Here is a 24,825-nt window from a genome sequence, read left to right as displayed (position 1 = left end):
TGTGCCAGCGGGCAACACGCAGCAGGTTCCAGACCAGCCATGGCCAGAAGATCGGCCAGACATGGTTGAAGAAGCGCTGGAGATCAGGATGCATGGGCTTGAAGATAGGTGCCGCCCGAACCTGTAGGATTGAATGCCATCCCACCGTGTCTTCCCGGAAGGCGCGCAGCATTGATCCGGGGGCCGATCCTGTCGCGGCAACACTGAAAATGCGTCCCGACGATTTGCTCCGTAAATTCCGGAATGGCAGGCAAGGGACGGGGATGGGCCCCCGGCTATCCCCAATTCCGGTTGACGCCGCGACAGGCCCGGACCGATTCGAATTCGCTCTGTTCGGGCGGGCTGATTCTGCTAGGGTTCGCGGTGAGGAAACACCAAAAACAGGACAGAGAGGCCAGCGCCATGAGTGCCGACATGAATTTCACCATGACAATCAACGGGAAAGCCGTCGCCGGGACCGAAAAATTCGGTGTCGAGAACCCGGCACTTGGCGAAGTCTTCGCCGAAGCCCCGAATTGCACGCAGGCGGAGCTGGACGAAGCCGTCGCCGCTGCCCGCGCCGCGCTGCCAGCCTGGCGCAAGACGCCGATCGAGAAGCGCAAGGAAGTCATGCTCGCGATTGCCGGTGTGATTGCGCAGAACGGTGAGGAACTGGCGCGCCTGTTGACCAGGGAACAGGGCAAGCCGTTCGAGCAGGCAATGGGCGATGTTCTTGGCGGCGCGCACTGGTTCGCCGAGACAGCCAAGATGGATATTCCGGAAATCGTCTCGCAGGACGATGACGAGCGCTACACCGTCACCCGCTATGAGCCGATTGGCGTTGTGGCGGCCATTGTGCCGTGGAACTTCCCGATCATCCTGGCCGCATTCAAACTGGCGCCCGCTCTGCTGGCCGGCAACACGGTCGTGCTGAAGCCCGCGCCGACCACGCCGCTGACCACGCTGCGCCTCGCTGAACTGATCCGTGACGTGGTTCCGGCCGGTGTGCTGAACGTCGTGTCCGGGGATGACCGTCTCGGACCGTGGCTGACCGGCCATTCCGGCATCGACAAGATCAGCTTCACCGGATCGACCCAGACAGGCCGCAAGGTCATGGAGGGCGCCTCCAAGGAGCTGAAGAAGGTCACGCTGGAACTCGGCGGCAACGATGCAGCCATCGTGATGCCGGATGTGAATGTCGAAGCCATTGCACAGGAACTGTTCTGGGCGGCGTTCCAGAACACCGGACAGATCTGTATCGCAACCAAGCGCATGTATGTGCACAAGGACATCTATGAGCCGCTGAAGACGGCGCTGGTGGAATATGCCAAGACCGTGAAAGTGGGCGATGGCTCGCAGCAGGGCACGCAGATCGGCCCGATCCAGAACAAAGCCCAGTACCAGCGCGTGCTGGACCTGATTCAGGATTCAAAGGACAAGGGCTACAAGTTCCTGATTGGCGGTGAAGCCTCGGAGGCGCCCGGTTATTTCGTGCCGGTCACCATCCTCGACAATCCGCCGGAAGACGCGCGCATCGTGCAGGAGGAACAGTTCGGTCCGGTCCTGCCGCTGATGTCGTTCGAAAATCTTGATGAAGTCGTCAGCCGTGCGAATGACACGATCTACGGCCTCGGCGCCTCTGTCTGGAGCGCCGACATCGCCAAGGCACAGGAAATCGCGGACCAGTTGGAAACCGGTACGGTCTGGATCAATGAAACCCAGCACCTGTCGCCGCATGCCTCGTTTGGCGGCGCCAAACAGTCGGGCATCGGCAGCGAAGGCGCCGAGCATGGCCTGCTGGAATTCTGCCAGGCCAAGACGACGAACATCCGCCGGAACGCTGCCTTCGTCTGAGACGGCAGTTCGGAAGCTTTACGGCGAATGTTATTGAATAGAGAGGCGAGCGCGTGAAGGCGGGCTCGCCTCTGCTTTGCGGCCCCTGAAAATGAGTTGACCGCCGTCACGTCAGGTGCGGTTGCGGTGATGCGGTTCGGGCCGGATTTGGAAGGAAGAAGTATTGGAACCCTATTTTTACCGGAAAGAGGATTCCGTCATCGCGACGGAGAATGGTGCAGGCCCCTGGGATCCGCGCATGCTGCATGGCGGAGCGCCGTCGGCCCTGATCGCCAGCATTGTCGAAGACCTGCCCAGCGAAGTGCCGATGTCGGTGACGCGCCTGACAATCGACCTGCAACGGCCGGTGCCGGTCGGGCCGCTGGACATCGATGTCAACATCACGCGCGAAGGCCGGAACATTCAGACCTCGGAAATCATTCTCTCGGCAAACGGCAAACAGGTAGTGCGCGCCGCGGCGCTCAAAATCCGCAAGGCCGATCTGGACCTGCCGGCTGAAGTGGCGATGCCGAATGGTGCTAGCCAGATACCGGAGACACCGCTGGAGTTCCCGCTCTCCGTGGGATTCAACACGGCGGTGGAAATGCGCACGGAAGACCCGAACACGACATCTCGCAAAGCGGTCTGGTTCCACATCAAACGGCCATTCCTGGACACGCGGGCGACGACGCCAATTATGCGGGCGGCGGCGACGGGCGATTATTGCAACGGCTTCGGCTCATCCCTGAACTTTGAGGAGTGGACCTATATCAACGCGGACCTGACCCTTCATTTCGTGCGCGAGCCTGTGGGGGAATGGATCAAGCTGGAGGCCAATTCCTGGATCAGTCCGGATGGGCGCGGGCTCGGCTTCGGGGAATTGTCGGACCAGCATGGCCCTTTCGGCCGAGCCGTCCAGTCGCTGGTGATTGCCAAGCGCTGAGCCGGGTGCGTGCAAGGCGGGCTTTGCCGTGGTGGAAAGCTCGCCTATACGCGCGCCATGACGACCTTTCCGTTTGAGATCAAGGCCCGCGAGGGCAAGGCGCGCACAGGGCTGCTGAAGACGCCGCGGGGCGATATCCGTACGCCGGCCTTCATGCCTGTCGGCACCGCCGGTACGGTGAAAGCGCTCTATATGGACCAGGTGAAAGAAGCCGGGGCCGACATTATCCTCGGCAACACCTATCACCTGATGCTGCGCCCCGGTGCCGAGCGGGTGCATCGTCTCGGCGGCCTGCACAAATTTGCCCATTGGGACGGCCCGATGCTGACCGACAGCGGCGGCTTCCAGGTGTGGAGCCTTGCCCAGCTGCGCAAGATGGATGCCGACGGGGTCACTTTTCAGAGCCATATCGACGGCTCCACCCACCGGCTGACGCCTGCGCGCAGCATCGAGATCCAGGCGGATCTTCTCGGCGCAGATATTTCGATGCAGCTGGATGAGTGCACCGATTATCCGTGCACGCATGAGGCAGCGGAAGAGAGCCTTGAGCTGTCCCTGCGCTGGGGCGAGCGGAGCCTTGAAGCATTCGGGGAACGGGACACGCAAACCCTGTTCGGCATCATCCAGGGCTCGAACTTCGCTGACCTGCGCGAGCGGTCGGCGAAGGGTGTCGTCTCTCAGGGCTTTGGTGGCATCGCGCTGGGCGGCCTCGCCGTGGGTGAGGGACACGCACAGATGTGCGAAACGATCGACATGACGGTGCCGCACCTGCCGGACGCCGTGCCGCGCTATGTGATGGGTGTCGGCAAGCCGATTGACCTTGTCGAGAGCGTGGCGCGGGGAATCGACATGTTCGACTGTGTGTTGCCGACGCGCTCTGGCCGCCATGGTCAGGCCTGGACTTGGGCCGGGCCGATCAATGTGAAGAACGCCAAGTTTGCCGAAGATCTCTCACCGCTGGACGAGGCCGTCGATTGCCCGGCCAGCCGAGACTATCCGAAGGCCTATTACCACCACTTGTTCCGGGCGGGGGAGTATCTAGGACCAATGCTGCTCAGCTGGCACAACACGGCTTTCTTCCAGGCGCTGATGCAGGAGATCCGCGCCGCCATTGCCGAGGGCCGGTTTGAAGCCCTGAGAACCCGCCTGCAGACGGCCTGGGCCTCGACCAAGTCCAGACCCCGGGCCGAAGAGGGCGCCGAGGGCTAGTCCGGCGTGTCGCCTTTGAAGACGGTCTTGTCGGGTTCCGGCACGATCGGGTTCGGCCGGGCAGGCGGCGGACAGTCACGGGCGAGGCCGATCCCTTTCAGATACGCCCGCCGCTGGGCGCCGAGCTTGTAGGCCCGGTTGTACTTCTTCTGATAGGCATAGGCGCCCGTTGCGCGGCGGACGAGGCTGCGGAAGGGAATCAGGCTGCTGGCGGTGGATGAGATCGTGTCGAGCGCCGCATCGGAGGCTTCGTCGGCCAGTTTTTCCGTGCGCAGGCGTTCGTCAGGATTTTCCGTGTCCCAGTCCGGCCCGAGCGCCGCGTCCAGTTCCGCCAGGGTCAGCGTGATTTCCAAACAGCTGATGTCCTCGGGCACGTCATACGGGCTTTCGATGTCCTTCAGGATGGGCGGAATCGGATCCCGCTTCAGGTTCAGGTCCTCCAGTGGAGACATGGCGGCATCGGGAAGGCCGTCCTTGGTTTGGGTGTAGGCGCTGCCGGCCGCCGTTTCGGTGTTCTTGACCACACCGTCGGAGCCGGCTGCGTTTTCCCCAGGGGCAGGTTCCGGGCTGCTGGCGCAGGCGGCGGCCAGCATGACGACGGGCAGGAGCAGGATGGAATATCTCATGATTTCAGTTTGAGCGGATAAATGTGGCGACTTGTGACGATTGGGTGCAGGCGGGTGTTGACCAGTCCCGAACCCTTCTCTAAATGGGCCGCTCTGGCGTGCCCTTAGCTCAGCTGGTAGAGCAACTGACTTTTAATCAGTAGGTCACAGGTTCGAACCCTGTAGGGCACACCATTTTATCCTCTCACTCTCCCTTCACATGGTTATCGTACCAGCCAACATAGCGCTGGTAACGGTCGGCGACAAAGCTGGGCCGCCCGATAGAGTGATCTTCGCCCGGATACACCACAAGCCCCGTTTCGATGCCGCGCTTGCGAAGGGCCTGGTACATTTCCTCTGAATTGAGAATCGGCACGTTCCAGTCGGCCCCTCCGCCGATGAACAGGCTGGGCGTCGTCACATTGCCGATTTGGAAGAAGGGTGAAATCCGGTGCCATTCGGACTGGTTTTCCCATGGCAGGCCGAGTTCCATCACCCATTCGCGCTGATAGATGTCGTGACCATAGTTTGCCGTGTAGTTCGCCTCACTGGCGCCGCTGACAGCGCCTTTGAACCGGCCAGTCTTGGTGATCACATAGTTGGTGAGAATGCCGCCATAGGACCAGCCACCGACGCCGAGACGGTCTTCATCCGCCAGTCCCATCTCCACAGCCTTGTCGACGCCGGCCATGACGTCGATGAAATCCCGGTTGCCCCAGTCGGCCCAGATCGCTGACGCATAGTCCTGACCGCGCCCGCTGGAACCGCGCGGATTGACCATGACCGTCGTATAGCCATTGGCGGCGTAGAACTGGGCGAAGGGATCAAAGCTGTAATCGAACTGCGACACAGGGCCACCATGGATGCGCAGGATGGCAGGCGGCACGGAGCCTTCAGCCATACCGATTGCCGGGTAGATGAATTCCTGCACCGTATCGCCGTCGGGATTGGTGAAATCCACAAATTGCGGCTCCGACAGGGTGACCTGGTCCAGCAGGTCTGCATTCGTGTACGTGACCTGGCTGAGCTTGCCGCGCCGGTCCTGCCAGAACACGTCACCCGGCACGGTGGGGGTCGAGATGACGGCGGCCATCGTGCCTTTGGGGCCTTCTTCGAAACTGCTGACCGCGAGGGCGCCGTCGATGACTTTCTGGATCGATTTCTTCCGCAGGTCATAGGCCGACACGGGCTGCGTGCCGGAATCTTCGCTCAGGAAAAAGATGGAGCGCCCGTCCGCAGAGAAAGTGGGTGCGTAGACGTTCCGGTCCAGCGCCTCGGTCAGAACCTGCTCCTTGCCGCCCTCAGCGGGCACGGTGGCCAGGTGGATGGTGGCGTACCAGATCAATTCCGGCTGGGTCTGGGCCGTATAGGCGACGGTCTGGCCGTCAGGGCTCCAGTCCGGAGACGAATCTGTCCCCGGGTTGAAGGTCAGCTGCCGGGGATCGGACGGGGCGTCTGCAGTATCCGCAGACACCACGAAGATGTCGGAATTGGCGTTCGCGTCAGGCTCTTCCGTGTGATTGCTGGTATAGGCGATTTCCATGCCATCAGGGCTCCAGTCCGGCTCGCTGTCATCCTGCTGTCCGAATGTGAGTTGGACCGGGGCTTCGTCCCGTCCCGCGATCACATAGATATGGGTATAGGTGCGGCCCAGATAGCCGACGCCATCTTCTTTGAACTGCAGGCGGTCGATGACGTAAGGGTGCTCCTTCGGCGTTTCGCCATTGGCTTTTGCTTCCCGGTCCGCCTTGTCGTTTTCGCTCTCGTCCGTGATCAGCAGGGCCATGCGCTGACCATCCGGCGCCCATTCGAAGCCGTCGACGCCTTGCGTGACGTCTGTATAGGCCATGGCCTCGCCGCCGCGCATGTCCAGCGTCCAGACCTGCTTGGTCGCATCTTCGTCGAGATCGTCACGGGCGGCCAGGAAGGCGAGCTGGGTTCCATCAGGGCTCCATTGCGGATCGCTGGCGCTGTAGGTCTCGCCTGTCATTGGCAGGACGGTGCCGTCCTCCACCGAAGCCATCCAGACCTGGGTAAAGGATTTGTCCTTGTCCATGTCATTGCGTTTGACCGTGTAGGCTGCCCATTTGCCGTCCGGGCTGAGATCGACGGAGGAGACATCCCGGATCGCGAGCAGGTCGTCGACCGTGATTGCGCGCATTTCCTGTGCGGCGCCGGGGCTGGCAGCCAGCGCAAGAAGGGCACAGAGGCTGAGGGATGACTTCAGATATTTCATGGGAACGCTCCTCGAAGAGAACGGAAAGCTTACTCTCTTCCTGAGGCGCGGCAATGGCGCGCTGAAACCCCAGTTTGCCGCACCGGTCAGGGCTGTTATATGCGCGCTTTCACCGCGAGGAGTCGGTATGGACAGCGCTGTCCGCAAGACAATCAGGGAAGAGCTGCTGCACCGGCTGTCCGGCGGGCGGGTGATGCTGATGGGCATCCTGAACGTCACCCCCGATTCCTTTTCGGATGGCGGCGAACATTTCGGCCTGACCAATGCCATCCAGCATGCCGAACAGATGCGCATTGATGGGGCCGACATCATCGACATCGGCGGCGAGTCGACCCGGCCGGGCGCTGAGAACGTAGATGCCGCAGAAGAGTGGCGCCGTGTGTCCGGAACGATTGCGTCGCTGTCGGCCTCAGGCGCACTGCCTCTGTCCATCGATACCTACAAGGCGTCAGTCGCCCGCCAGGCAGCAAAAGCCGGTGCCGTGATCATCAATGACGTCTGGGGCATGACACGTGATCCTGACATGGCTTCAGCCGTGTCCGAGACGGATAGTCTTGTCGTGGTGACGTACAATCGCGGCAAGGCGGACGGCGCGATCAATCTGCGAGACGATATGGCCGTCTTTTTCGAGGAAAGCTTTGCAGAGGCGGATGCGCACGGCATTCCACGCGAGCACCTCATTCTCGATCCGGGAGTCGGATTTGGAAAAACCTACGAACAGAATTTTGGTGTTCTGGCCAATCTGGATGTTCTCGCTGAAACCGGGCGACCGGTTCTGGTCGGCGTTTCACGCAAATCCTTCATCGGGCGCCTGACGGGCAATCCCGTGGGTGACCGGTTGATCGGCACGCTTACGGCCAATCTGGACAGCGTCTTCCGCGGCGCGTCTATCCTGCGCGTGCACGATGTTGCCGCACACCGCGAAGCCCTCAACATGCTGGAAGCAATCGAGAAAGCAAAATGACCGACCGCGTATTCGTCACCAATCTCTGCCTTCACGGCTTCCACGGAGTCCACAAGGCCGAGAAGTCCCTCGGGCAGAAATTCTATATCGACATGGAATGCGAGCTGAAACCGCAGGCGGCGCGCAATGACGACATGTCCGAGACAGTCAATTATGGCGAGCTGTGCGACCTGGCAGAGCGGCTGTCGGGGGAGACGGTCTTCAACCTGATCGAAACGTTCGCTGAACGGATCGCGCTGGCCGTGCTGGAAGACCAGCCGCTGGTGGAGCGGATTACGGTCACTGTCCGGAAACCTTCGGCGCCGATCCGGCACTTCGTGGATCACGTCGGCGTGGTTATCACCCGTAGCCGTAATGGCTGAGGCGTATCTGGAACTAGGCACCAATCTGGGCGATCGGGAAGACTATCTGGCTCGGGCGCTCGCTCTGCTGGAGGGGACGGAAGGGATTCGTCTTGTCCAGATCTCTCGCGTCTATTGTTCCAAGGCCTGGGGTGTCTTGGAGCAACCGGATTTTCTCAATGTCTGTCTACAGATAGATACAATGCTCCAGCCTCTCGACCTGCTGGCGGTGTGTAAGGACATTGAGAATGCATTGGGCCGGCAGGTGCGCGAACGGTGGGGGCCGCGGGAAATCGATATCGATATTCTGATGATGCAGGGCGTCGACATTGACACGCCAACCCTGACGATTCCACATCCGCGTCTGGCGCAGCGCCGTTTCGTGCTGGACCCTCTGTCGGATATCGCGCCGCGCTGGGAGTTCGATGGTGTGCCGGTCTCGCTGCTGGCGGAGACCCTTCGCGCGGACGAACCGGACCAGGTGTGCTTCCCAGACGAAAAAGCCACGCAGCGCCTGGCGGAACTGCGTGGCTCTTCAAAGTGATGTCAGGGCGCCTTAGAGCGACTTGACGATGTCTTCCACCATTTTCTTGGCGTCTGCGAGCAACATCATCGTGTTGTCGTTGAAGAAGAGCGGGTTATCGACGCCGGCATAGCCGGAGCCCATGGAGCGTTTCACGAACAGCACCGTGCGGGCGTTCTCGACGTCCAGAACCGGCATGCCGTAAATGGGTGACGTCTTGTCCGTCTTGGCCGACGGGTTGGTCACATCGTTTGCGCCGATGACGAAGGCGACATCCGCAGTCGAGAATTCGGAGTTGATGTCCTCCAGCTCGAACACTTCGTCATAGGGTACCTGCGCCTCGGCCAGTAGCACGTTCATGTGCCCCGGCATACGGCCGGCGACCGGGTGGATGGCGTACTTCACTTCGACGCCTTCCTCCTTCAGCAGCTCCGCCATTTCCTTCAGCGCGTGCTGGGCCTGCGCCACAGCCATGCCGTAGCCGGGCACGATGATGACCTTGGACGCGTTCTTCATGATGAAGGCCGCATCGTCAGCAGAGCCTTTCTTGAACGGACGGTCGACAGCCGGGCCGCCAGCGCCTGCTGCGGAGTCGTCTGCGCCGAAGCCGCCGAGGATCACCGAGATGAAGCTCCGGTTCATGCCCTTGCACATGATGTAGGAAAGGATCGCACCCGAAGAGCCGACGAGGGCACCCGTAATGATCAGGGCGAAATTGCCGAGTGTGAAACCGAGGGCGGCAGCCGCCCAACCCGAATAGGAGTTCAGCATGGACACGACGACCGGCATATCGGCGCCGCCGATCGGAATGATCAGCGTGATGCCGAGGATCAGCGCCAGGACCGTGAGGCCCCAGAAGGCCCAGGGTGCTTGGCCGTTCACGGCAATCAGGTAGCCCAGAAGGCCGACGACACCGGCAGCAAGCACGATGTTGAGCAGGTGACGGGCAGGCAACATGATCGGCGCGCCGCTCATGTTGCCGTTTAGTTTCGCAAAGGCGATGACCGAACCGGTAAATGTCAGGGCACCGATGGCGGAGCCGAGGCCGAGTTCGATCAGGGAGGCGCCCTTGATGCCGACATCACCGGCGATGCCGAACTGGACGGGCGAGTAGAAGGCGGCTGCGGCCACGAGCACGGCGGCCATGCCGACGAGGCTGTGGAAGGCAGCCACCAGCTGCGGCATCGCCGTCATCGGAATGCGGCGGGCGATGATTGCGCCGATGATGCCTCCGACGGCAACGCCTGCGAGGATCAGGCCCCATGTGGTGACGTCGAGGTCACCCCAGAGCAGGGCAAGCGTCGTCGCCACGGCGATGGCCATGCCGATCATGCCGTTGCGGTTGCCCGCGCGGCTGGTGGCTGGACTGGAAAGCCCACGAAGCGCCAGAATGAAGAGGATGCCGGCGATCAGATAGAGCAGCGGCGCCCAGGTAGAGTGAAAGGAGTCCATGAATTAGTCCCCCTTCTTCTTGTACATGGCGAGCATGCGCTGGGTAACGAGGAAGCCGCCGAAGATGTTCACGCTGGCGAGCGCGACGGCGACCGTGCCGAGAACCTTGGAGACCCAGTTGTCCGAGTTCAGGCCGACCGTGGCGGCCGCAACAAGCGCACCGACAACGATCACGGAGGAGATGGCGTTGGTCACGGCCATCAGCGGCGTGTGCAGGGCCGGGGTGACGCTCCACACAACATAATAGCCGACGAAACAGGCCAGCGCGAAGATGGCGGCCAGGAAGACAGTGGAATCGATGCCACCGCCATCGGCAAAGGCGGGCAGCGCAAAGCTGGCCGCGACGAGGGTCAGGAGTGCGCGTTTCATGATTGGATCCTTTCGTTCACCGTTTCGCCGCCCCGGGTCAGGAGCATGGCGACGACGACTTCGTCATCGGTGTCGAGATTGAGGCTGCCGTCTTCGGCCGTCACGAGCGGCAGGAAGGCGAGCAGGTTCTTGGAGTAGAGCGAGGACGAGTCTGCGGGCAGGCGCGCAGGCAGGTTTGAGAACCCGGCCACTTTGACGCCGCCGACATCGACGATCTCATCCGGCTTCGAGAGCGGGCAGTTGCCGCCCTGCGCGACCGCCATGTCGACGATCACCGAACCCGGCTTCATGCTCTTCACCATTTCCTCGGTGATCAGGACCGGCGCGGGACGGCCTGGAATGAGGGCCGTTGTGACGACGATGTCCTGCTTGGCGATGTGGCTGGCTGTCAGTTCGGCCTGCTTGGCTTGGTATTCAGGTGACATCTGTTTGGCGTAGCCGCCAGCGGTCTCTGCTGCCTCGAACTCATCATCCTCGACCGCGATGAATTTGGCGCCCAGCGAGGCGACCTGTTCCTTGGCGGCGGGACGCACGTCTGTTGCGGTAACCACCCCGCCGAGGCGGCGGGCGGTGGCGATGGCCTGGAGACCAGCGACGCCAGCTCCCATGATGAAGGTCTTGGCCGGGGCGACCGTGCCGGCAGCGGTCATCATCATCGGCATGGCGCGTCCAAAGATCTGCGCGCCTTCAATTACGGCACGATAGCCGGCGAGGTTGGACTGGGACGAAAGCGCGTCCATGCTCTGTGCGCGAGTGATGCGCGGGGTGAATTCCATGGACAGGGCCGCGATCTTTTTCGCGTTGAGTCCGGCGATGACCTTTGGGTCCATCGCGAACGGCTCCATGAGGGCGATCAGGGCCGCCCCGTCCGGTAGGGCCGCGATCTCGCCTTCCTCCGGTCCGCGGACCTTGAAGACGATATCTGCCCCCTGGACGGTCGCGGCGGCATCCTTCGCAATGGATGCCCCGGCCTCCTCATAGGCAGAGTCCAGAAACCCGGCAGTCTTGCCGGCATCGGACTCAATTGTAACCGAGTGGCCTGAAGCCACTAACTTCTTGACCGTTTCTGGTGTAGCCGCCACACGGGTCTCACCAGAACGTCGTTCCCTCAGCACTGATATTTTCATGACGGTAGGAGTAGCGACAGAATCTTGCGTTGTGCAAGTGCGAAATGAGGAGTTTGGGGCATGGATTTGTTTAGTCTTACTGACAGGACAGCTTTGGTGACCGGCGCGTCGAGCGGTTTGGGACGCCATTTTGCAAAGGTTCTGTCAAAGGCTGGAGCGGATGTTGTGTTGGCAGCGCGCCGCATGGATCGCCTGGAAGCACTGGCCCATGAGATCAGCAAGTCCGGTGGCCGCGCCCTGCCGGTAGAGATGGATGTGACTTCCGATGACAGCGTCAGCGGCGTCTTCGCCGAGGTGAAGGAAGCGCTTGGCCGGCCCTGTGACATTATCGTGAGCAATTCCGGCATGTCGCGCGACACCTGGTTCCGGGACCAGAGTGAGGACGACTGGAACGCGGTCATCGACACGAATCTGAATGGTGTCTGGCGCGTCGGCAAACACGCGACGAACGCCATGATCGAGGCAGGCGTACCCGGCTCGATCATCAACATCGCCTCCATCACCGGCCTTCAGCCCCAGATGATGACGACGGCCTACTGTGTTTCCAAGGCGGGCGTTGAGCATCTGACGAAGCAGATGGCACTGGAAAATGCCCGGTACGGGATCCGCGTGAATGCAATTTCGCCCGGCTACTACAAGACCGACATCAATTCGGAATATCTCGACTCCGATGCGGGTGACAAAATGCGCAAACGGATCGCGATGAAACGCTTTGGCGAGCATAGCGAGCTGGATGGCGCGCTGCTGCTGTTGTCGTCTCAGGCAGGCAGCTACATGACCGGTTCGAATATCGTTGTGGATGGAGGCCACCTGCTGCTGCCGCTGTAGCGCAGAAATACCGGCACTTTTTACCGGCGTTAGCCAAGCCTTAGTGACTGGAGTGGCAGAAGGGACGGCAATCTGCAGGAGTTTGCCGTGTCCGCCCTCAAGGTCCCGAAACATCAACCACCGGAAACCGATGCGGAGCATGGGGGGAACCCCGCGCCGTCGGCGGACGAGGCGCACGGCTGGCAGTTCGGCGACCTGAAAGCCCATGGGGCCGGTTCGCCAGCCCGCCGGCTGCAATCGCACCTGGCTGAGCGCCTGCATCGCGCGGAGGGGCTGCCGATCCGCGGGGCTCTGGCCACGCTGGCGGTTCTCTGTCTGTCCCTGTCTATTGCAGGCCTGTACCTGATCATAAACGCCTGAACTGTTGCGCCTAAGGCACTGGCTTGTGACGCTGGGTGACCTTGGCAGGCATTTTGCTTATCAAATGGCGCAGTATTCACCTGACACACGAGAAATGGATTTGATATGCGCGTAAAAAAGGCAGTCCTGCCGGTCGCCGGGTTTGGCACACGTGTGCTGCCGGCAACCAAAGCAATCCCAAAGGAAATGCTTCCGGTCGTCGATCGCCCCGCGATTCAATATGTGGTCGATGAAGCGCTTGAGGCGGGGATTGAGCACATTGTTTTTGTCACCGGGCGCAATAAAGGCGCCATCGAAGACTATTTCGATCATTCCTACGAACTGGAAGACGCCCTCGTCGCCAAGAAGAAGGACGCCATCCTGAAGCAGGTCGAACAGAGCCGCCTGCCGGCCGGCGGCGCAAGCTTTACACGCCAGCAGAAGCCGCTGGGCCTCGGCCACGCCGTCTGGTGCGCGCGAGACATCATTGGCAATGAGCCCTTTGCTGTGCTGCTGCCGGACGTCATCGTGAAGGGTCAGCCCTCCTGTCTCGCGCAGATGGTCGAAGCCTACGATAAAGTCGGCGGCAATATCATTGCTGTGGACCCGGTACCGGAAGAGCGTGTTTCCTCGTACGGCGTCATTGCGCCTGTCGAGCGTGACGGCCGCCTGATCCGCATGTCCGGCATGGTCGAGAAGCCGCCGGTCGAGTCGGCACCATCGAATCTTGCGATCACCGGCCGCTATATCCTGCAACCGGAGATCTTCGATCTTCTGGAGAACCAGGGCAAAGGCGCCGGCGGAGAAATCCAGTTGACCGACTCCATGGCGACGCTGATGGAGAGCCAGGCCTTCTACGCCTATGAGTTCGAAGGCGCGCCATATGACTGTGGTTCCAAGGCTGGCTACTTCGAAGCCGTCCTCGCCCACGCGCTGGATCATGAAGAAACGTCAGATGCCGCGCGCGAACTGGTGAAGAAATTCGCCGCAGGTCTCTAATCTGATTTTCCCGGACGCCATAGCGCGCTATGGAGCGCCATGGTGTCCGATTCCCTTCCGACTTATTCCGATGTGACCGCAGCTGCGCATCGGCTGAAAGGCCTTGTCCGCAACACGCCAGTCTTGCGGCATGACGCGCTCGATGCGCTGGCAGGCGCGCGGATCTTCGTGAAAGCGGAATGCCTTCAGGAAACGGGCAGCTTCAAGATACGCGGCGCAACGAACCGCCTGTTGCAGATCCAGGAAGACCGGCGCGCTGCCGGTGTCGTCGCATTTTCCTCCGGCAATCATGCGCAGGGTGTTGCGCGGGCAGCGCGCTTGCTCGGCATGCCGGCACTGATCGTGATGCCATCGGATGCGCCTGCGGTGAAAGTCGAAGGCGTGGAAGCCGATGGCGGCGAAGTCCGGTTCTATGACCGTGACACAGAAAGCCGCGAAGAGATTGCTGAGCAGATCGCCGCCGAGCGCGGGGCCGTACTGGTGCCGAGTTTCGAAGACCCGCACATCATCAGCGGTCAGGGGACAGCGGGCCTCGAATTCGCGGCTCAGATGGAAGATGCGGGTCAGCGGCTCGATCATCTTATTACACCGGCGGGCGGTGGGGGACTTGCTTCCGGAATCGCTCTGGCCCTTGAAGGCGCCGTGCCGGACGCACGGGTCTGGGTCGCGGAACCAGCAGGGCACGACGACTGGACGCGTTCCCTCGCAAGCGGGCACATCGAGCAGAATGCGCCGGGCACCCGGTCGATCTGCGACGCAATCCTGACGCGTGCGCCAGGCGAGATGACGTTTGCCATAGGTCAAAGGCTTTTCGCAGGCGGTCTGGTGATCAGTGATGCGCAGGCGAAAGAGGCGATGCGCGCAGCGTTCCGATACCTTCGAGTGGTGGCCGAACCGGGCGGTGCGGCGGCGCTGGCCGCGGCATTGGCATGCCTGCCTGAAGAAATGAAGGGCAAGTCAGTTGGCGTGGTTGTCAGTGGCGGCAATGTCGATGCGGCTGAATATGCCAGGATCCTAACGGGCGCCTAAGCCAACAAACTGATACGCCAACGGATTGAATGACCGGTCACCCTTTGCGTGATCGCGTACCTCTGTGCCTTGATGCGTAAAACTTCAATTCTATGGTTTGCGCCAGGTTAATTCACCTTGTTTCTTGGTTAACGCGCCGTTCCGGCAGATTCCGAGATTTTTCTGCACGTCTTCAAGAGACCTTACCGTCTACGTCGTAACCATGACACACGGAGCATCGCGCCAGAAAGGCGCTGTGAGGGAGCAATGAAGACAACACCCTTAATCAGTCTGGGCTTATCTGTCGTGCTGGGCGCTGGCGCTGTCCTTCTGGGTCGCTACTACATGTCGGACGCGCGCACCCGAGCAGAAGCACAGACCGCCGCCGCAGCCGTTTCGATGGCAGGCGTCATGGTTGCGGCACGGACAATCGAAACCGGAGAGTTGCTGGATTCCTCCATGCTGAAGCGCGTGGAGTGGCCCGAAAACATCGTACCGGAAGGAACGCTGAGCGACTCGGATGCGCTTCCGGAAAAGGCCTATTCCCGCGGGCTGATCGTCGAAGGCGAGCCTGTGAACCTGAGCAAGCTCGACACGAGCGGCGCAACGCTGACGCTGGCCGGTTCCATCAAGCCCGGCATGCGCGCAGTTTCGATTGTCGTGCGTAGCGATACGGGCGTCTCGGGCTTTGTGCTACCGGGAGACAGGGTGGACGTGAACGAGTTCATTCCGCGAGAAGATCGCGGCAATTCCTATGCGCGCGGCGATGAAGACATGCGCATATCAGGTGACCTGATTGCGCGTCCCGTGCTCAAGAATGTGTCGGTCCTTGCGATTGACCAGACGTTCGAGCCGAACCTGGAAGGCGCCTTGCCTTCGAACACGGTGACGCTGGAAGTGACGCCTGAAGGCGCGCTCGCCCTTGGTGCCGCCAGCCAGCGCGGCGCGCTCGGCCTTGCCCTGATCGGGCGGGATGAAGAAGCGGAGCTGATCGTCGCAACGCAGCAGGAAGCGAAAAAACCAGCCGTCGTTCGGACGGTTGTGCGCCGCAGGACGCCCTCCACGACGCAGGTGCGCGTCATCAATGGTAATCAGGAGACGGAGGTTTCTGCACCGGTCAACCCGGTCAATCCTCCGAAGAAGGTGACGGACTGATGGGACGTTTTAATCGGATGATGCTGGCCGGATGCCTGGCCATGATGTTCACGACGCTGCAAGCCGCAGCGTGGACGCAGCGCACGGCCGCCCCCACAGACGAAATGCTGGTTGTCGAAAAGGGGCGTTCGGCCGTCGTGGAGGCGAATGCACCTTTTACGACCCTGGTTGTCGCGGATCCTGAAATCGCAGAAGCGATGGCGACCTCGAACCAATCCTTCTTCCTGCGCGGCAAACAGCCGGGATCCACCACTGTTCTGATCTATGGCGCCAGCGGGAAGATCGCAGAACTGATCAATGTGGAGGTCGAGCTCGGCCTGGATGAACTGCGGACGGATTTCTCAAACTTGCTGCCGGGTGAAGACATTCAGGTCTATCCCGTGCACGACGGCATTTTCCTGGACGGCAAGGTGACAACTGCGGCGGCGGCTGAAATGGCGCTGCAGGTTGCAGAGCGGTATGTGCCGGGCGGCGTTGCGAACGGTCTGTCCATCGGCCAGAGCCAGCAGGTTCTGCTTGAGGTGCGCTTCCTTGAAGCCAGCCGCAGTGCAGTGAAAGAAATTGGTTTCGGCAACTCGATTGATGCGAACGATGTCGTTTCATCGACGGATTCCAGCACGGTTTCCGGCCTGGCAGAGAAGACGGTCGCGCTTTTCACCAATATCGGAAACGAAAACATCGATGTCCGACTGCAGGCGCTCGAAGAGAAGGGCGTGATCCGCACGCTAGCCGAACCGAATCTTGTTGCCCTGTCGGGTGACACGGCGAGTTTCCTGGCAGGCGGCGAGTTCCCGATCCCCGTCGGTCAGCGCGATGGTGAGATCACTGTTGAATTCAAGAAATTCGGTGTCGGGCTGGATTTCACACCGACCGTGCTCGGCGATGGCCTGGTCAATCTGCGTGTGCGTCCGGAAGTCTCGGCACTGGATCGCAACAACGGCATCCGGGCAACCAATATCGAAATTCCCGGTATCTCGGTGCGCCGTGCCGACACGACGATCGAGCTGCGGGACGGGCAGGCTTTTGCCGTCGCGGGCCTCTTGCAGAACGATTATTCGAATGATGTCCGCCAGACGCCGTGGCTCAGCAACGTGCCTGTGCTGGGGGCGCTGTTCTCGTCCAAGCGTTATCAGCGCAATGAGAGCGAACTCGTCATCATCGTGACTCCACGTCTCGTTCAGCCTGCGGCGCATCCGGACATGCTGGCCTCTCCACTGGACGCTTTCGGGGAGCCGTCGGAATCCGAATTCTTCCTCATGGATAAAACAGCCATCCCGCCGGATGGGTATTGAGATGATGGGAATGACCAAGATGAAAAAGTTCAAATACGGCCTTCCAATCCTGTTGCTGGGTATTCTGCCCGCCTGCGCATCGCATGATTATCGCGACCAGTATCTGCTCGGTGGCGCGAATGCAGCCAATATTGCTGAGCAGTCCATTCGCGACGTTACTGTGCCGAACTCCGAAGCCAACCAGTCATCATCCGGCGTGCGTGCAGCCAATGCCGTCCGGGCCCTGAATGAAGGCAAGCGCAAGGAATTGCCGCCTTCGGGAACGAGCGGCGGCGGGGAGACTTCGTAACATGACACAGCCGGTACCAGCGAACACGCCCAAAGGGGGCGCGGACCGCATCGTTCCTCACCTGGCCGCCCTCGTTAGCGATACGCGTCTTGGCGCATTGCAGCCGCATTGCGTGGAACTGGCTGACCTCAGCCAGGTGTCTGCTTCCGAAGCGGCCATGAAATTCGGTGGTGGCGTCATCCTGTTGGAACAGGGCGTGCCTGGATGGGACGAACTGCTTCTTAAGCTGGCCGTCGACCGGCCGTCCACAGCGGTGATCGTCCTGTCCGACCAGATCCCTGGAAACATGGTGCGGGCACTCATGAAGCTGGATGCTTCTGACGTCCTGCCCATTTCTTCCGGTCCGGAAGATATCACCGAGGCCGTTGAGAAGTTTCGCGCCACGACCGGTGGCGGCGTTGGCGGATCCAGCGTTTGCTGGGCCTTCCGGGGCGCCGTAGGTGGTGCGGGCGTCACGACGATTGCAATCGAGAGTGCGTTCGAGCTGGCTCGCCGGTTTGGTCCAGGACGCGTCTGCCTCGTTGACCTCAATGTGGCCGACGGCATGACAACCTCCTTTCTCGAGGCTGTACCCAAACTGGATCTGTCGGCGTTGTCTGCTGCCCCTGAGCGTCTGGACCCGCGTTTGCTTGCGGCCTGGTGCTGCCAGCACGAAAGCGGCGTTTCGATTGTCGCGGCACCGCGCAATCCCGACTGCGATGCGCTTGCGACAGAACCGGCGATCCTGCGCCTGCTGGATGTGGCCTGCGGCATGTTCGAATTCACCATCGTCGATATGCCCCGTCACATGATGCCGTGGACCAAGTCTGTGCTGAGCGCCGTGGATGAGGCCATCGTGATCAGTGAGCTGACAGTGCCGAGTCTCCATGCCGCTGCTGACATGGCCCGCGAAACGGATGTGCTGCGTAGTGACCGGGCGCCGGCCAAGCTGGTGCTGAATCGGATGTTCCAGAAGAAGCGCCTGCGCGCCGAATTTGCGCTCGACAAGGCGGAGGGCGCCATCGACCGGAAAATCGACTCAACGATCACGTCGGATTGGGATGCTGCGCGCACGGCCGTCAACCTGGGCCGGCCGATTGCCGAAGTTGTCCAGAAAAGTCCGCTCGTCAGCGACATTGGTAAGCTGGTGCAAATGATGCTGCCTGAAGAAGCGCAGGCGGCCATGCCAGTTGATAGGAAGCGGAGGCGCCGCGGATGAGCCGTTTCGGATTTTCTACGCCAGCTCCTGCCGCGCCTGAACCAGAAGCGGCGGCATCCACGCCGGTTCCGCCGCCAGCGCCACCGCGCGCCAAGCCGGAAACGGGCGGTTTCGATCAGCTGGAAGCAAAGCTCAAGGTCCACGCCAAACTGATCGACGAGCTGGATTTGTCGAAGCTTGAAAAGCTGGATGACGAGACCCTGCGTCGTCGGGTGCGCGGCATTATCGCGGACATCATCCGCAAGGAAGACATGGCCTTGTCCGCGGCGGAAGAGGCCAGTTTCGCCGACGCCGTCATGGACGAGATGACCGGCCTTGGGCCGATTGAGCCCCTGCTCAAGGACGACTCCATCGCCGATATTCTGATCAATGGCTGCGATCAAGTTTATGTCGAGCGTCACGGCAAACTGCAGGTCGCGCCCGTGCGCTTTGCCGACAATGATCACCTGCTGCGGATCGTTCAGCGTATCGTGTCGGCTGTGGGCCGGCGCGTGGACGAAAGCCAGCCGCTGGTCGATGCACGTCTCGCTGACGGCAGCCGTGTGAACGCCGCGGTCATGCCGATCGCCATCGACGGCCCTCTTGTCTCGATCCGGAAATTCTCGAAATCGCCGCTGACCATCGACAAGCTGGTCGAGTTCGGTGCCATTCCGCGCCCGGTGGCAGACTTCATCCTCGGCGCCGTAAAGTGCCGCGCCTCAACCGTGATTTCCGGTGGTACGGGTTCCGGCAAGACGACCCTGCTCAACGCGCTGTCGTCCGCGATCAGTCCAGACGAACGGATGATCACCATTGAGGATGCCGCGGAACTTCAGCTGCAGCAGCCGCACGTTGCCCGAATGGAAACGCGTCCGCCGAACATCGAAGGCAAGGGTGAAATCCGTCAGCGGGAGCTTGTGAAGAACGCCCTGCGCATGCGTCCGGACCGTGTCATTCTGGGGGAGGTGCGTGGTGAGGAAGCGTTCGACATGCTCCAGGCCATGAACACCGGCCACGAAGGATCCATGGCAACCATTCACGCCAACAATCCCCGGGATGCACTGACGCGTCTTGAGCAGATGGTGATGATCGGGGGGATGAAGATCTCCGAACATGCCATCCGTGGTCAGATCGCTTCGGCTGTGAACTTCATCGTTCAGGCATCTCGTCTTTCGGATGGATCACGCCGTGTGATGTCTATTGCCGAAGTCACCGGCATGGAAGGATCGGTGGTGCAGCTTCAGGAAATCTTCCAGTTCGTTCGCACCGGCACCACGGATGAGGGCAAGGTGGAAGGGCACTTCGCTGCCACCGGTCTGCGACCGAAATTCCTGGACGAGATGGAACGCCGCGGCGTGCACATGCCCCCCGGCATGTTTGATCCGTCCACACGTTTCTAGGAGACTGTTTTGTTCGGCCTGCCGGATATTTCCAATATCAGCCTGACGTTCATGATCCCGCTGATCATGGCGGTCGGTGCTGTATTCCTGGCGCTGCAGGCCGTCATGAGTCTGTTCTCGACGGCACAGACGCAGCGGATCGTGAACCAGCGCCTGCAATTCAAGGAACGCTTCGAAAGCACGAACGAGGCAATGATCGAACTGCGCAAGAGCCGTGGCCTGGACGAGTTCGGTAACTTTGCGATGCCGATGCAGTGGTTCAACCAGCTGGTCGTGCGTTCAGGGCTGCCGTATCAGCCTGCTCGCTGGTTTGCGATGTCCGGCGGCGCCGGCCTGGTAGCGGGTTTTGTCTATTTGAAAATGGTCGGCGGTATCCTCACCTCCGGTGGCATTGTCGTCGCCATTTTCGCGCTGGCGCCAATCATTGCGCTGAAAATGGTCGCTGGAAAGCGTATGAAGAAGCTCGCCCAGCAGCTTCCCGATGCGATGCAGATCGCTTGCCGCAGTCTTGAGGCCGGACATCCCGTTGCGACCGCGATCGCTCTGGTGGCCCGTGAAATGCCGGACCCGATCGGGACAGAATTTGGCATGGCTGCTGACGAAGTATCCTATGGTATGTCCCTGACCAACGCCGTTCAGCGCATGGCTGAACGGGCAGGTGACCCGGACATTGAACTCTTCGCGGCAACGGTCCGGCTTCAGGAGAAGACAGGCGGCAACCTGACCGAACTCCTCAAGGCCCTGGCGTCTACCATCCGTGAACGGCAGACCATGCGCCTCAAGGTCCGCGCGGCTTCGTCTGAGGGGCGGACGTCTGCCATGATCCTGACCGCTGCGCCGTTCATGGTGATGGCCGCCATCCATCTGTTGCGTCCGGAATTCTACAGCGATGTCATCGGAAAACCGCTGATCCGATACTCATTTGCCGGCCTGTTCACCTGGATGTTCATCGGAAACATGGTCATGCGCAAAATGATCAATTTCAAGATGTGAGGGCTGTCATGTTGGATGGTGTCGCGCTCTCTGAAATCTGGTTGCCGGCGATCATGCTGGCGGTTGCCATCGCCGTTGCGGTGCCGGGACTGTTGTCTGTCTGGCGGAACGCAAAAGCCAAGGAAGAGGTCGAACGCCGACTGGAGCGGCGTGGAACCCGGTTCATGGAGCCGCACAAGCATGTCAGCCCGGTCGACAATCTGGTGCTTCAGGTATCCAACAAGGTCGCGCCGACCGACGAAGAGAAAGTCAGCGAAGTGCGGGCTCGTCTTGCACTTGCGGGCCTGACTCATTCCAGCGCCGTCGGCCAGTACTATCTCGCGCGTCTCATTTGCGTGATCGTGCCTCAGGTCGGTTTGTTGTTTGCGCTGCCATATCTGGGCAATCTTCCGCCAACGATTCCGTTGTTCGGCAGCGTCGCGCTGCTCATCATCGGACTGGTCGGCCCATCTTTCTATGTCGATCATCTGATTTCTGCTCGGCAGAGCCAGTGTTCGCTGGGCTTTCCGGACATGATGGACCTGATGGTGGCCTGTGTGGAAGCGGGGCTCAGTCTCGACGCCTCCGTGCAGCGCGTGGGCGAAGAGCTCGAGATGCGCCATCCCATCATTGCCGGGCACATGAAAACCCTGTCGCTGGAGCTTCGTGCGGGTAAATCACGTAAAAAAGCCTGGCGCTCCTTCGCCGATCGGATGAACCTTGAAGAAGCCGGGTCGCTGGCAACGATGCTGCGTCAGGCGGAGGAAATGGGCACGAGTCTGGGGGCCACATTGCGGATCTTCTCGGCAGATATGCGCCAGCGGCGCATCCTGATGGCGGAAGAAAAAGCCATGGCATTGCCAGCCAAACTGACTTTGCCCTTGATTTTGTTTGTTTTTCCGGTCCTTTTGGGTGTTCTGATCCTGCCGGCGATTGCAAAAATGCAAGGTGTTCTGTTCTGATCTCGGCACTAGGCGAGTCAGTCTGCGATTGCTACTTTGCACGCCATGAAAGTTTCATATCTCGAATTCGAAAAGCCGCTGGCGGAACTGGAATCCAAGATCGCCGAGCTTGAAACGCTGTCGGGCCGCAAGGACGGGCCGTCGCTTTCGGACGAGCTGACAAAGCTCAAGGCGAAATCCCAGAAGCTTCTGAAGGACACCTACTCGGATCTAAGTGCCTGGCAAAAGACTCAGGTGGCGCGTCATCCGGACCGTCCGCACTTCAGTGACTTTGTCGAGAATGTCTTCGAGGACTTCGAAGAATTGGCTGGCGACCGGGTTTACGGCAACGACGAAGCCGTGATTGGCGGCCTCGCCCGGTTCAAGGGACGTCCGGTTGTGATCATGGGTCACGAAAAGGGCCGTACGACCGAAAAGCGACTGAAGCATAATTTTGGCATGGCCCACCCTGAGGGGTACCGGAAAGCCGTGCGCCTCATGGACCTCGCAGAGAAATTCAATCTCCCTGTCCTCAGCTTCCCCGATACTTCGGGTGCCTATCCCGGCAAGGGCGGAGAGGAACGCGGCCAGGCGGAAGCCATCGCGCGCGGCACACAGCGTGGCCTGACGCTTGGCGTTCCGTTTGTCACGCTGATCATCGGTGAAGGCATGTCCGGAGGAGCGATCGGCATCGCGGCTGCCAACAAGGTGCTGATGATGGAGCACGCCATCTATTCGGTAATTTCGCCGGAAGGTTGCGCCTCCATTCTCTACCGCGATGCTGCCAAGGCGAAGGATGCGGCAGATGCGATGAAGATCACCGCGCCAGACCTGCTGCGGACCAGGGTGATCGACGATGTGGTCAAAGAGCCTGTCGGCGGCGCGCATCGCGATCCGCAACGTGCCATGGCCACGGCGTCCAAGGCGCTTGAGAAGGCGCTGAAGGATCTGGACGGCCTGTCCCCGGCAGAATTGCGCCGCCAGCGGGCGGAACGCTTCTACGCCATCGGCCGCGAAGGCCTCTGATCGCGCTTGCATTGCTCTACAGGGCGCGCCACGCTCCTCTGCAAATGACAGGGAGGAGGGCCCCATGAAACGGATTGTTCTGGCCGCGAGCATCGCAGTCGCGTCCTGTGCCGCACCTTCGTCTCCGGATCCGGCCGCAGGCGAAGGGGTTGTCATCTATCCCGCCAAGGCTGTGGTTACGATGGCAGGCGAGGACGTAGTGGCCGAAGCGGTTGCGGTATCCGGCGACCGCGTTGTTTCCACGGGAACTCTGGCCCGCCTGACTGCTGCGATGCCAGCTGCGGCGATCGACCCTGAATTTGCGGATGAAGTCATCGTACCAGGTCTGATCGACCCGCATGTGCATGTCGTGCTGGGCGCCCTTCAGTACAATTTGCCTATTACGCCGCCCTGGCCCATGGCGACTCCCCACGGAATGAAATCGGGTTTGCCGAACCGGGAAGCATTTCTGGGTGGGTTGACCGCCATCGTCGAAGCGGCGGAACCGGACTCAACGGTGGTCGCATATGGCTACCACAATCTGGTGCACGGAGACCTGACGAAGGCGGACCTTGATGCGATCACATCGGATCAGCCGTTGATTGTATGGCACTACTCATCACACGATTTCTATCTGAACAGCGCGGCTATTGAGGCAGCTGGATTTACTCCCGCGCTGGCGCAGTCATTCCACGGTGTCGACCTTGATGAGAATGGCGAGCTGACCGGCCGGATCTATGAGGATGCGGCCCTGTTGGTCATCCAGGCGTTTGCGGGCGTCATCCTCGCGCCGGAGAATGTTACCGCAGGCTTCCAGGGGTTCTCCTCCATGCTGCGCGATGCGGGTGTCACAACGACCGCCGAAATGGCCTATGGCCTGTTCGGGTGGGAGATGGAGGATGCGAATATTCGCGCCAATTGGGGCGATGCGCAGGCGGCGGGGTACCATCTCTATCTATTGCCAGAGTACCGCGCACTGGAGCGGACCTATGGTGACGGCAAGGTACAGGCCGTTCTCGACATGGTCAGCGGCGAACAACCGACACCGGCCCCGGTTCTGCCACGGGTGAAATTCTTTACTGATGGCGCATTTTACAGCCAGACGATGCGGCTTTCTCCGCCGGGCTACCTTTCCGGTCAATCGAAGGGATCGGAAGGCCTTTGGGTGGCAGGTCCGGACGGAATCGTCCCGGCGATCCAGCCTTACTGGGATGCCGGTCTTGGTGTGAATATCCATTCCAATGGCGATGCGGCACAGGGCGCCACGCTCAAAGCGCTGGAAACGCTCAGGAATGGTGACGACGGTCCCGGCAACAGCTTCGTCATCGAACATGGCGGCCTGTTTTCGCCTGAGCAGGTAGAGGCCGCCGGACGGCTGAATGCGCAGCTCTCAGCCGCCAGCCACTACGTATTCTACATGGCCCATGAGTATGCCGGACCTCTTGGTGAGGTCCGGGCGCAATGGATATCCCCGTTGGGGGCGCTGACGGCTGCCGGCGTGCCAGTGGCTGTCCACAGTGATGCGCCGCTGGCCCCGCCCTATCCGCTGCGCGCGGCAGGCGTGCACATGACGCGGGCAACACGGGAAGGCACCGTCTACGAGGCAGACATGGCGCTCAGTGCGCACGAAGCGCTGGAGGCAATCACGCTGGATGCGGCCCGTGTCCTCGGTCTGGAAGCGGAAATTGGGTCGATTGAACCGGGCAAGCGCGCTGATTTCACCATACTCGGTGCAAACCCGCTGGACACGGCAGGATCTGACTGGGACGCCATCCCCGTGTGGGGCGTGGTGCTGGACGGGGTAAAGCATCCATTGGCAGAACAGGCGACCGAATAGGC

General features: G+C 60.9%; 24 protein-coding genes and 1 tRNA gene. 20 read left to right on the top strand and 5 right to left on the bottom strand.

What is annotated here, in order from left to right; translation table 11 throughout:
* Positions 1-402 precede the first annotated feature (402 nt).
* The 3 genes from HY26_RS05155 to tgt all read left to right on the top strand — a co-directional run bounded on the left by HY26_RS05155 (position 403) and on the right by tgt (position 3,964).
* Entirely contained in the window at positions 403-1,833 is a 1,431-nt protein-coding gene (locus HY26_RS05155; protein ID WP_112073083.1) for an aldehyde dehydrogenase family protein, read from the top strand.
* A gap of 163 nt (positions 1,834-1,996) precedes the next feature.
* Positions 1,997-2,755 carry a thioesterase family protein gene (locus tag HY26_RS05150; protein WP_112073082.1) on the top strand — a complete coding sequence of 253 codons (759 nt, stop codon included), beginning with the start codon at positions 1,997-1,999 and terminating at the stop codon, positions 2,753-2,755.
* A gap of 57 nt (positions 2,756-2,812) precedes the next feature.
* Positions 2,813-3,964 carry a tRNA guanosine(34) transglycosylase Tgt gene (tgt, locus tag HY26_RS05145; RefSeq protein ID WP_112073081.1) on the top strand — a complete coding sequence of 384 codons (1,152 nt, stop codon included), beginning with the start codon at positions 2,813-2,815 and terminating at the stop codon, positions 3,962-3,964.
* Here the strand turns inward: tgt and HY26_RS05140 are convergent.
* A complete protein-coding gene (locus HY26_RS05140; protein WP_034767798.1) occupies positions 3,961-4,590 on the bottom strand; it encodes a hypothetical protein in 630 nt (209 codons plus the stop codon). The genes tgt and HY26_RS05140 overlap by 4 nt on opposite strands.
* A gap of 98 nt (positions 4,591-4,688) precedes the next feature.
* Between HY26_RS05140 and HY26_RS05135 the strand changes: the two genes are divergently transcribed.
* Positions 4,689-4,764 (top strand) — tRNA-Lys (locus tag HY26_RS05135).
* A gap of 10 nt (positions 4,765-4,774) precedes the next feature.
* On the opposite strand, the gene HY26_RS05130 is transcribed toward HY26_RS05135, so the two are convergent.
* Complete coding sequence (locus HY26_RS05130) at positions 4,775-6,805, bottom strand: S9 family peptidase (protein WP_112073080.1); 2,031 nt, start codon at positions 6,803-6,805, stop codon at positions 4,775-4,777.
* Positions 6,806-6,932: 127 nt separating this feature from the next.
* Here HY26_RS05130 and folP point away from each other — a divergent pair, with 127 nt between their 5' ends.
* Genes folP through folK form a run of 3 tightly spaced genes read left to right on the top strand, consistent with a single transcriptional unit; the run spans position 6,933 to position 8,654 of the window.
* Positions 6,933-7,769: a dihydropteroate synthase gene (gene folP / locus HY26_RS05125; protein WP_051600163.1), complete on the top strand. Its 837-nt coding sequence runs from the start codon at positions 6,933-6,935 to the stop codon at positions 7,767-7,769.
* On the top strand, positions 7,766-8,131 hold the full coding sequence (folB, locus tag HY26_RS05120) for a dihydroneopterin aldolase (RefSeq protein WP_034767803.1): 366 nt from the start codon (positions 7,766-7,768) through the stop codon (positions 8,129-8,131). Before folP ends, folB begins: the two co-directional genes overlap by 4 nt.
* Positions 8,124-8,654: a 2-amino-4-hydroxy-6-hydroxymethyldihydropteridine diphosphokinase gene (folK, locus tag HY26_RS05115; protein WP_051600136.1), complete on the top strand. Its 531-nt coding sequence runs from the start codon at positions 8,124-8,126 to the stop codon at positions 8,652-8,654. The genes folB and folK overlap by 8 nt, the downstream gene beginning before the upstream one ends.
* A gap of 12 nt (positions 8,655-8,666) precedes the next feature.
* Here the strand turns inward: folK and HY26_RS05110 are convergent, their stop codons facing one another.
* Genes HY26_RS05110 through HY26_RS05100 form a run of 3 tightly spaced genes read right to left on the bottom strand, consistent with a single transcriptional unit; the run spans position 8,667 to position 11,581 of the window.
* The gene (locus HY26_RS05110) at positions 8,667-10,085 is read right to left on the bottom strand and encodes an NAD(P)(+) transhydrogenase (Re/Si-specific) subunit beta (RefSeq protein ID WP_034767805.1); all 1,419 of its coding nucleotides are present in this window, start codon (positions 10,083-10,085) and stop codon (positions 8,667-8,669) included.
* Positions 10,086-10,088: 3 nt separating this feature from the next.
* Positions 10,089-10,457: a proton-translocating transhydrogenase family protein gene (locus HY26_RS05105; RefSeq protein WP_369802204.1), complete on the bottom strand. Its 369-nt coding sequence runs from the start codon at positions 10,455-10,457 to the stop codon at positions 10,089-10,091.
* Positions 10,451-11,581, bottom strand: coding sequence for a Re/Si-specific NAD(P)(+) transhydrogenase subunit alpha (locus HY26_RS05100; protein ID WP_112073079.1), 1,131 nt, complete (start codon positions 11,579-11,581; stop codon positions 10,451-10,453). The genes HY26_RS05105 and HY26_RS05100 overlap by 7 nt, the downstream gene beginning before the upstream one ends.
* A gap of 60 nt (positions 11,582-11,641) precedes the next feature.
* Between HY26_RS05100 and HY26_RS05095 the strand changes: the two genes are divergently transcribed.
* The 13 genes from HY26_RS05095 to HY26_RS05035 all read left to right on the top strand — a co-directional run bounded on the left by HY26_RS05095 (position 11,642) and on the right by HY26_RS05035 (position 24,823).
* The gene (locus HY26_RS05095) at positions 11,642-12,409 is read left to right on the top strand and encodes an SDR family NAD(P)-dependent oxidoreductase (protein WP_081813172.1); all 768 of its coding nucleotides are present in this window, start codon (positions 11,642-11,644) and stop codon (positions 12,407-12,409) included.
* Positions 12,410-12,496: 87 nt separating this feature from the next.
* Positions 12,497-12,769: a hypothetical protein gene (locus tag HY26_RS05090; protein ID WP_034767810.1), complete on the top strand. Its 273-nt coding sequence runs from the start codon at positions 12,497-12,499 to the stop codon at positions 12,767-12,769.
* 105 nt (positions 12,770-12,874) lie between these two features.
* A complete protein-coding gene (gene galU, locus HY26_RS05085) occupies positions 12,875-13,747 on the top strand; it encodes a UTP--glucose-1-phosphate uridylyltransferase GalU (RefSeq protein ID WP_034767811.1) in 873 nt (290 codons plus the stop codon).
* A 39-nt stretch (positions 13,748-13,786) separates the two neighbouring features.
* Entirely contained in the window at positions 13,787-14,776 is a 990-nt protein-coding gene (locus tag HY26_RS05080; protein WP_112073078.1) for a threonine/serine dehydratase, read from the top strand.
* Between the two features lie 246 nt (positions 14,777-15,022).
* Entirely contained in the window at positions 15,023-15,910 is an 888-nt protein-coding gene (cpaB, locus tag HY26_RS05075) for a Flp pilus assembly protein CpaB (RefSeq protein ID WP_112073077.1), read from the top strand.
* Positions 15,910-17,202 (top strand): type II and III secretion system protein family protein, encoded by a 1,293-nt coding sequence (locus HY26_RS05070; protein ID WP_112073076.1) that lies wholly within the window; start codon positions 15,910-15,912, stop codon positions 17,200-17,202. Before cpaB ends, HY26_RS05070 begins: the two co-directional genes overlap by 1 nt.
* 10 nt (positions 17,203-17,212) lie before the next feature.
* Positions 17,213-17,491, top strand: a complete 279-nt coding sequence (locus tag HY26_RS05065) for a hypothetical protein (protein WP_065382936.1) — start codon at positions 17,213-17,215, stop codon at positions 17,489-17,491.
* A 1-nt stretch (position 17,492) separates the two neighbouring features.
* A complete protein-coding gene (locus HY26_RS05060; protein WP_112073075.1) occupies positions 17,493-18,689 on the top strand; it encodes a MinD/ParA family protein in 1,197 nt (398 codons plus the stop codon).
* On the top strand, positions 18,686-20,068 hold the full coding sequence (locus HY26_RS05055) for a CpaF family protein (protein WP_034767818.1): 1,383 nt from the start codon (positions 18,686-18,688) through the stop codon (positions 20,066-20,068). The genes HY26_RS05060 and HY26_RS05055 overlap by 4 nt, the downstream gene beginning before the upstream one ends.
* A 9-nt stretch (positions 20,069-20,077) precedes the next feature.
* Positions 20,078-21,061 (top strand): type II secretion system F family protein, encoded by a 984-nt coding sequence (locus HY26_RS05050; protein WP_233348822.1) that lies wholly within the window; start codon positions 20,078-20,080, stop codon positions 21,059-21,061.
* Between the two features lie 8 nt (positions 21,062-21,069).
* Entirely contained in the window at positions 21,070-22,002 is a 933-nt protein-coding gene (locus HY26_RS05045) for a type II secretion system F family protein (RefSeq protein ID WP_034767819.1), read from the top strand.
* A 45-nt stretch (positions 22,003-22,047) separates the two neighbouring features.
* Complete coding sequence (locus HY26_RS05040) at positions 22,048-23,007, top strand: acetyl-CoA carboxylase carboxyltransferase subunit alpha (RefSeq protein WP_034767820.1); 960 nt, start codon at positions 22,048-22,050, stop codon at positions 23,005-23,007.
* Between the two features lie 64 nt (positions 23,008-23,071).
* Entirely contained in the window at positions 23,072-24,823 is a 1,752-nt protein-coding gene (locus tag HY26_RS05035) for an amidohydrolase (protein ID WP_034767821.1), read from the top strand.
* Positions 24,824-24,825 lie beyond the last annotated feature (2 nt).

This window comes from Hyphomonas sp. GM-8P, from assembly GCF_003263315.1.
Classification (GTDB): Bacteria; Pseudomonadota; Alphaproteobacteria; order Caulobacterales; family Hyphomonadaceae; genus Hyphomonas.
This window is presented reverse-complemented; position numbering and strand designations above follow the sequence as displayed.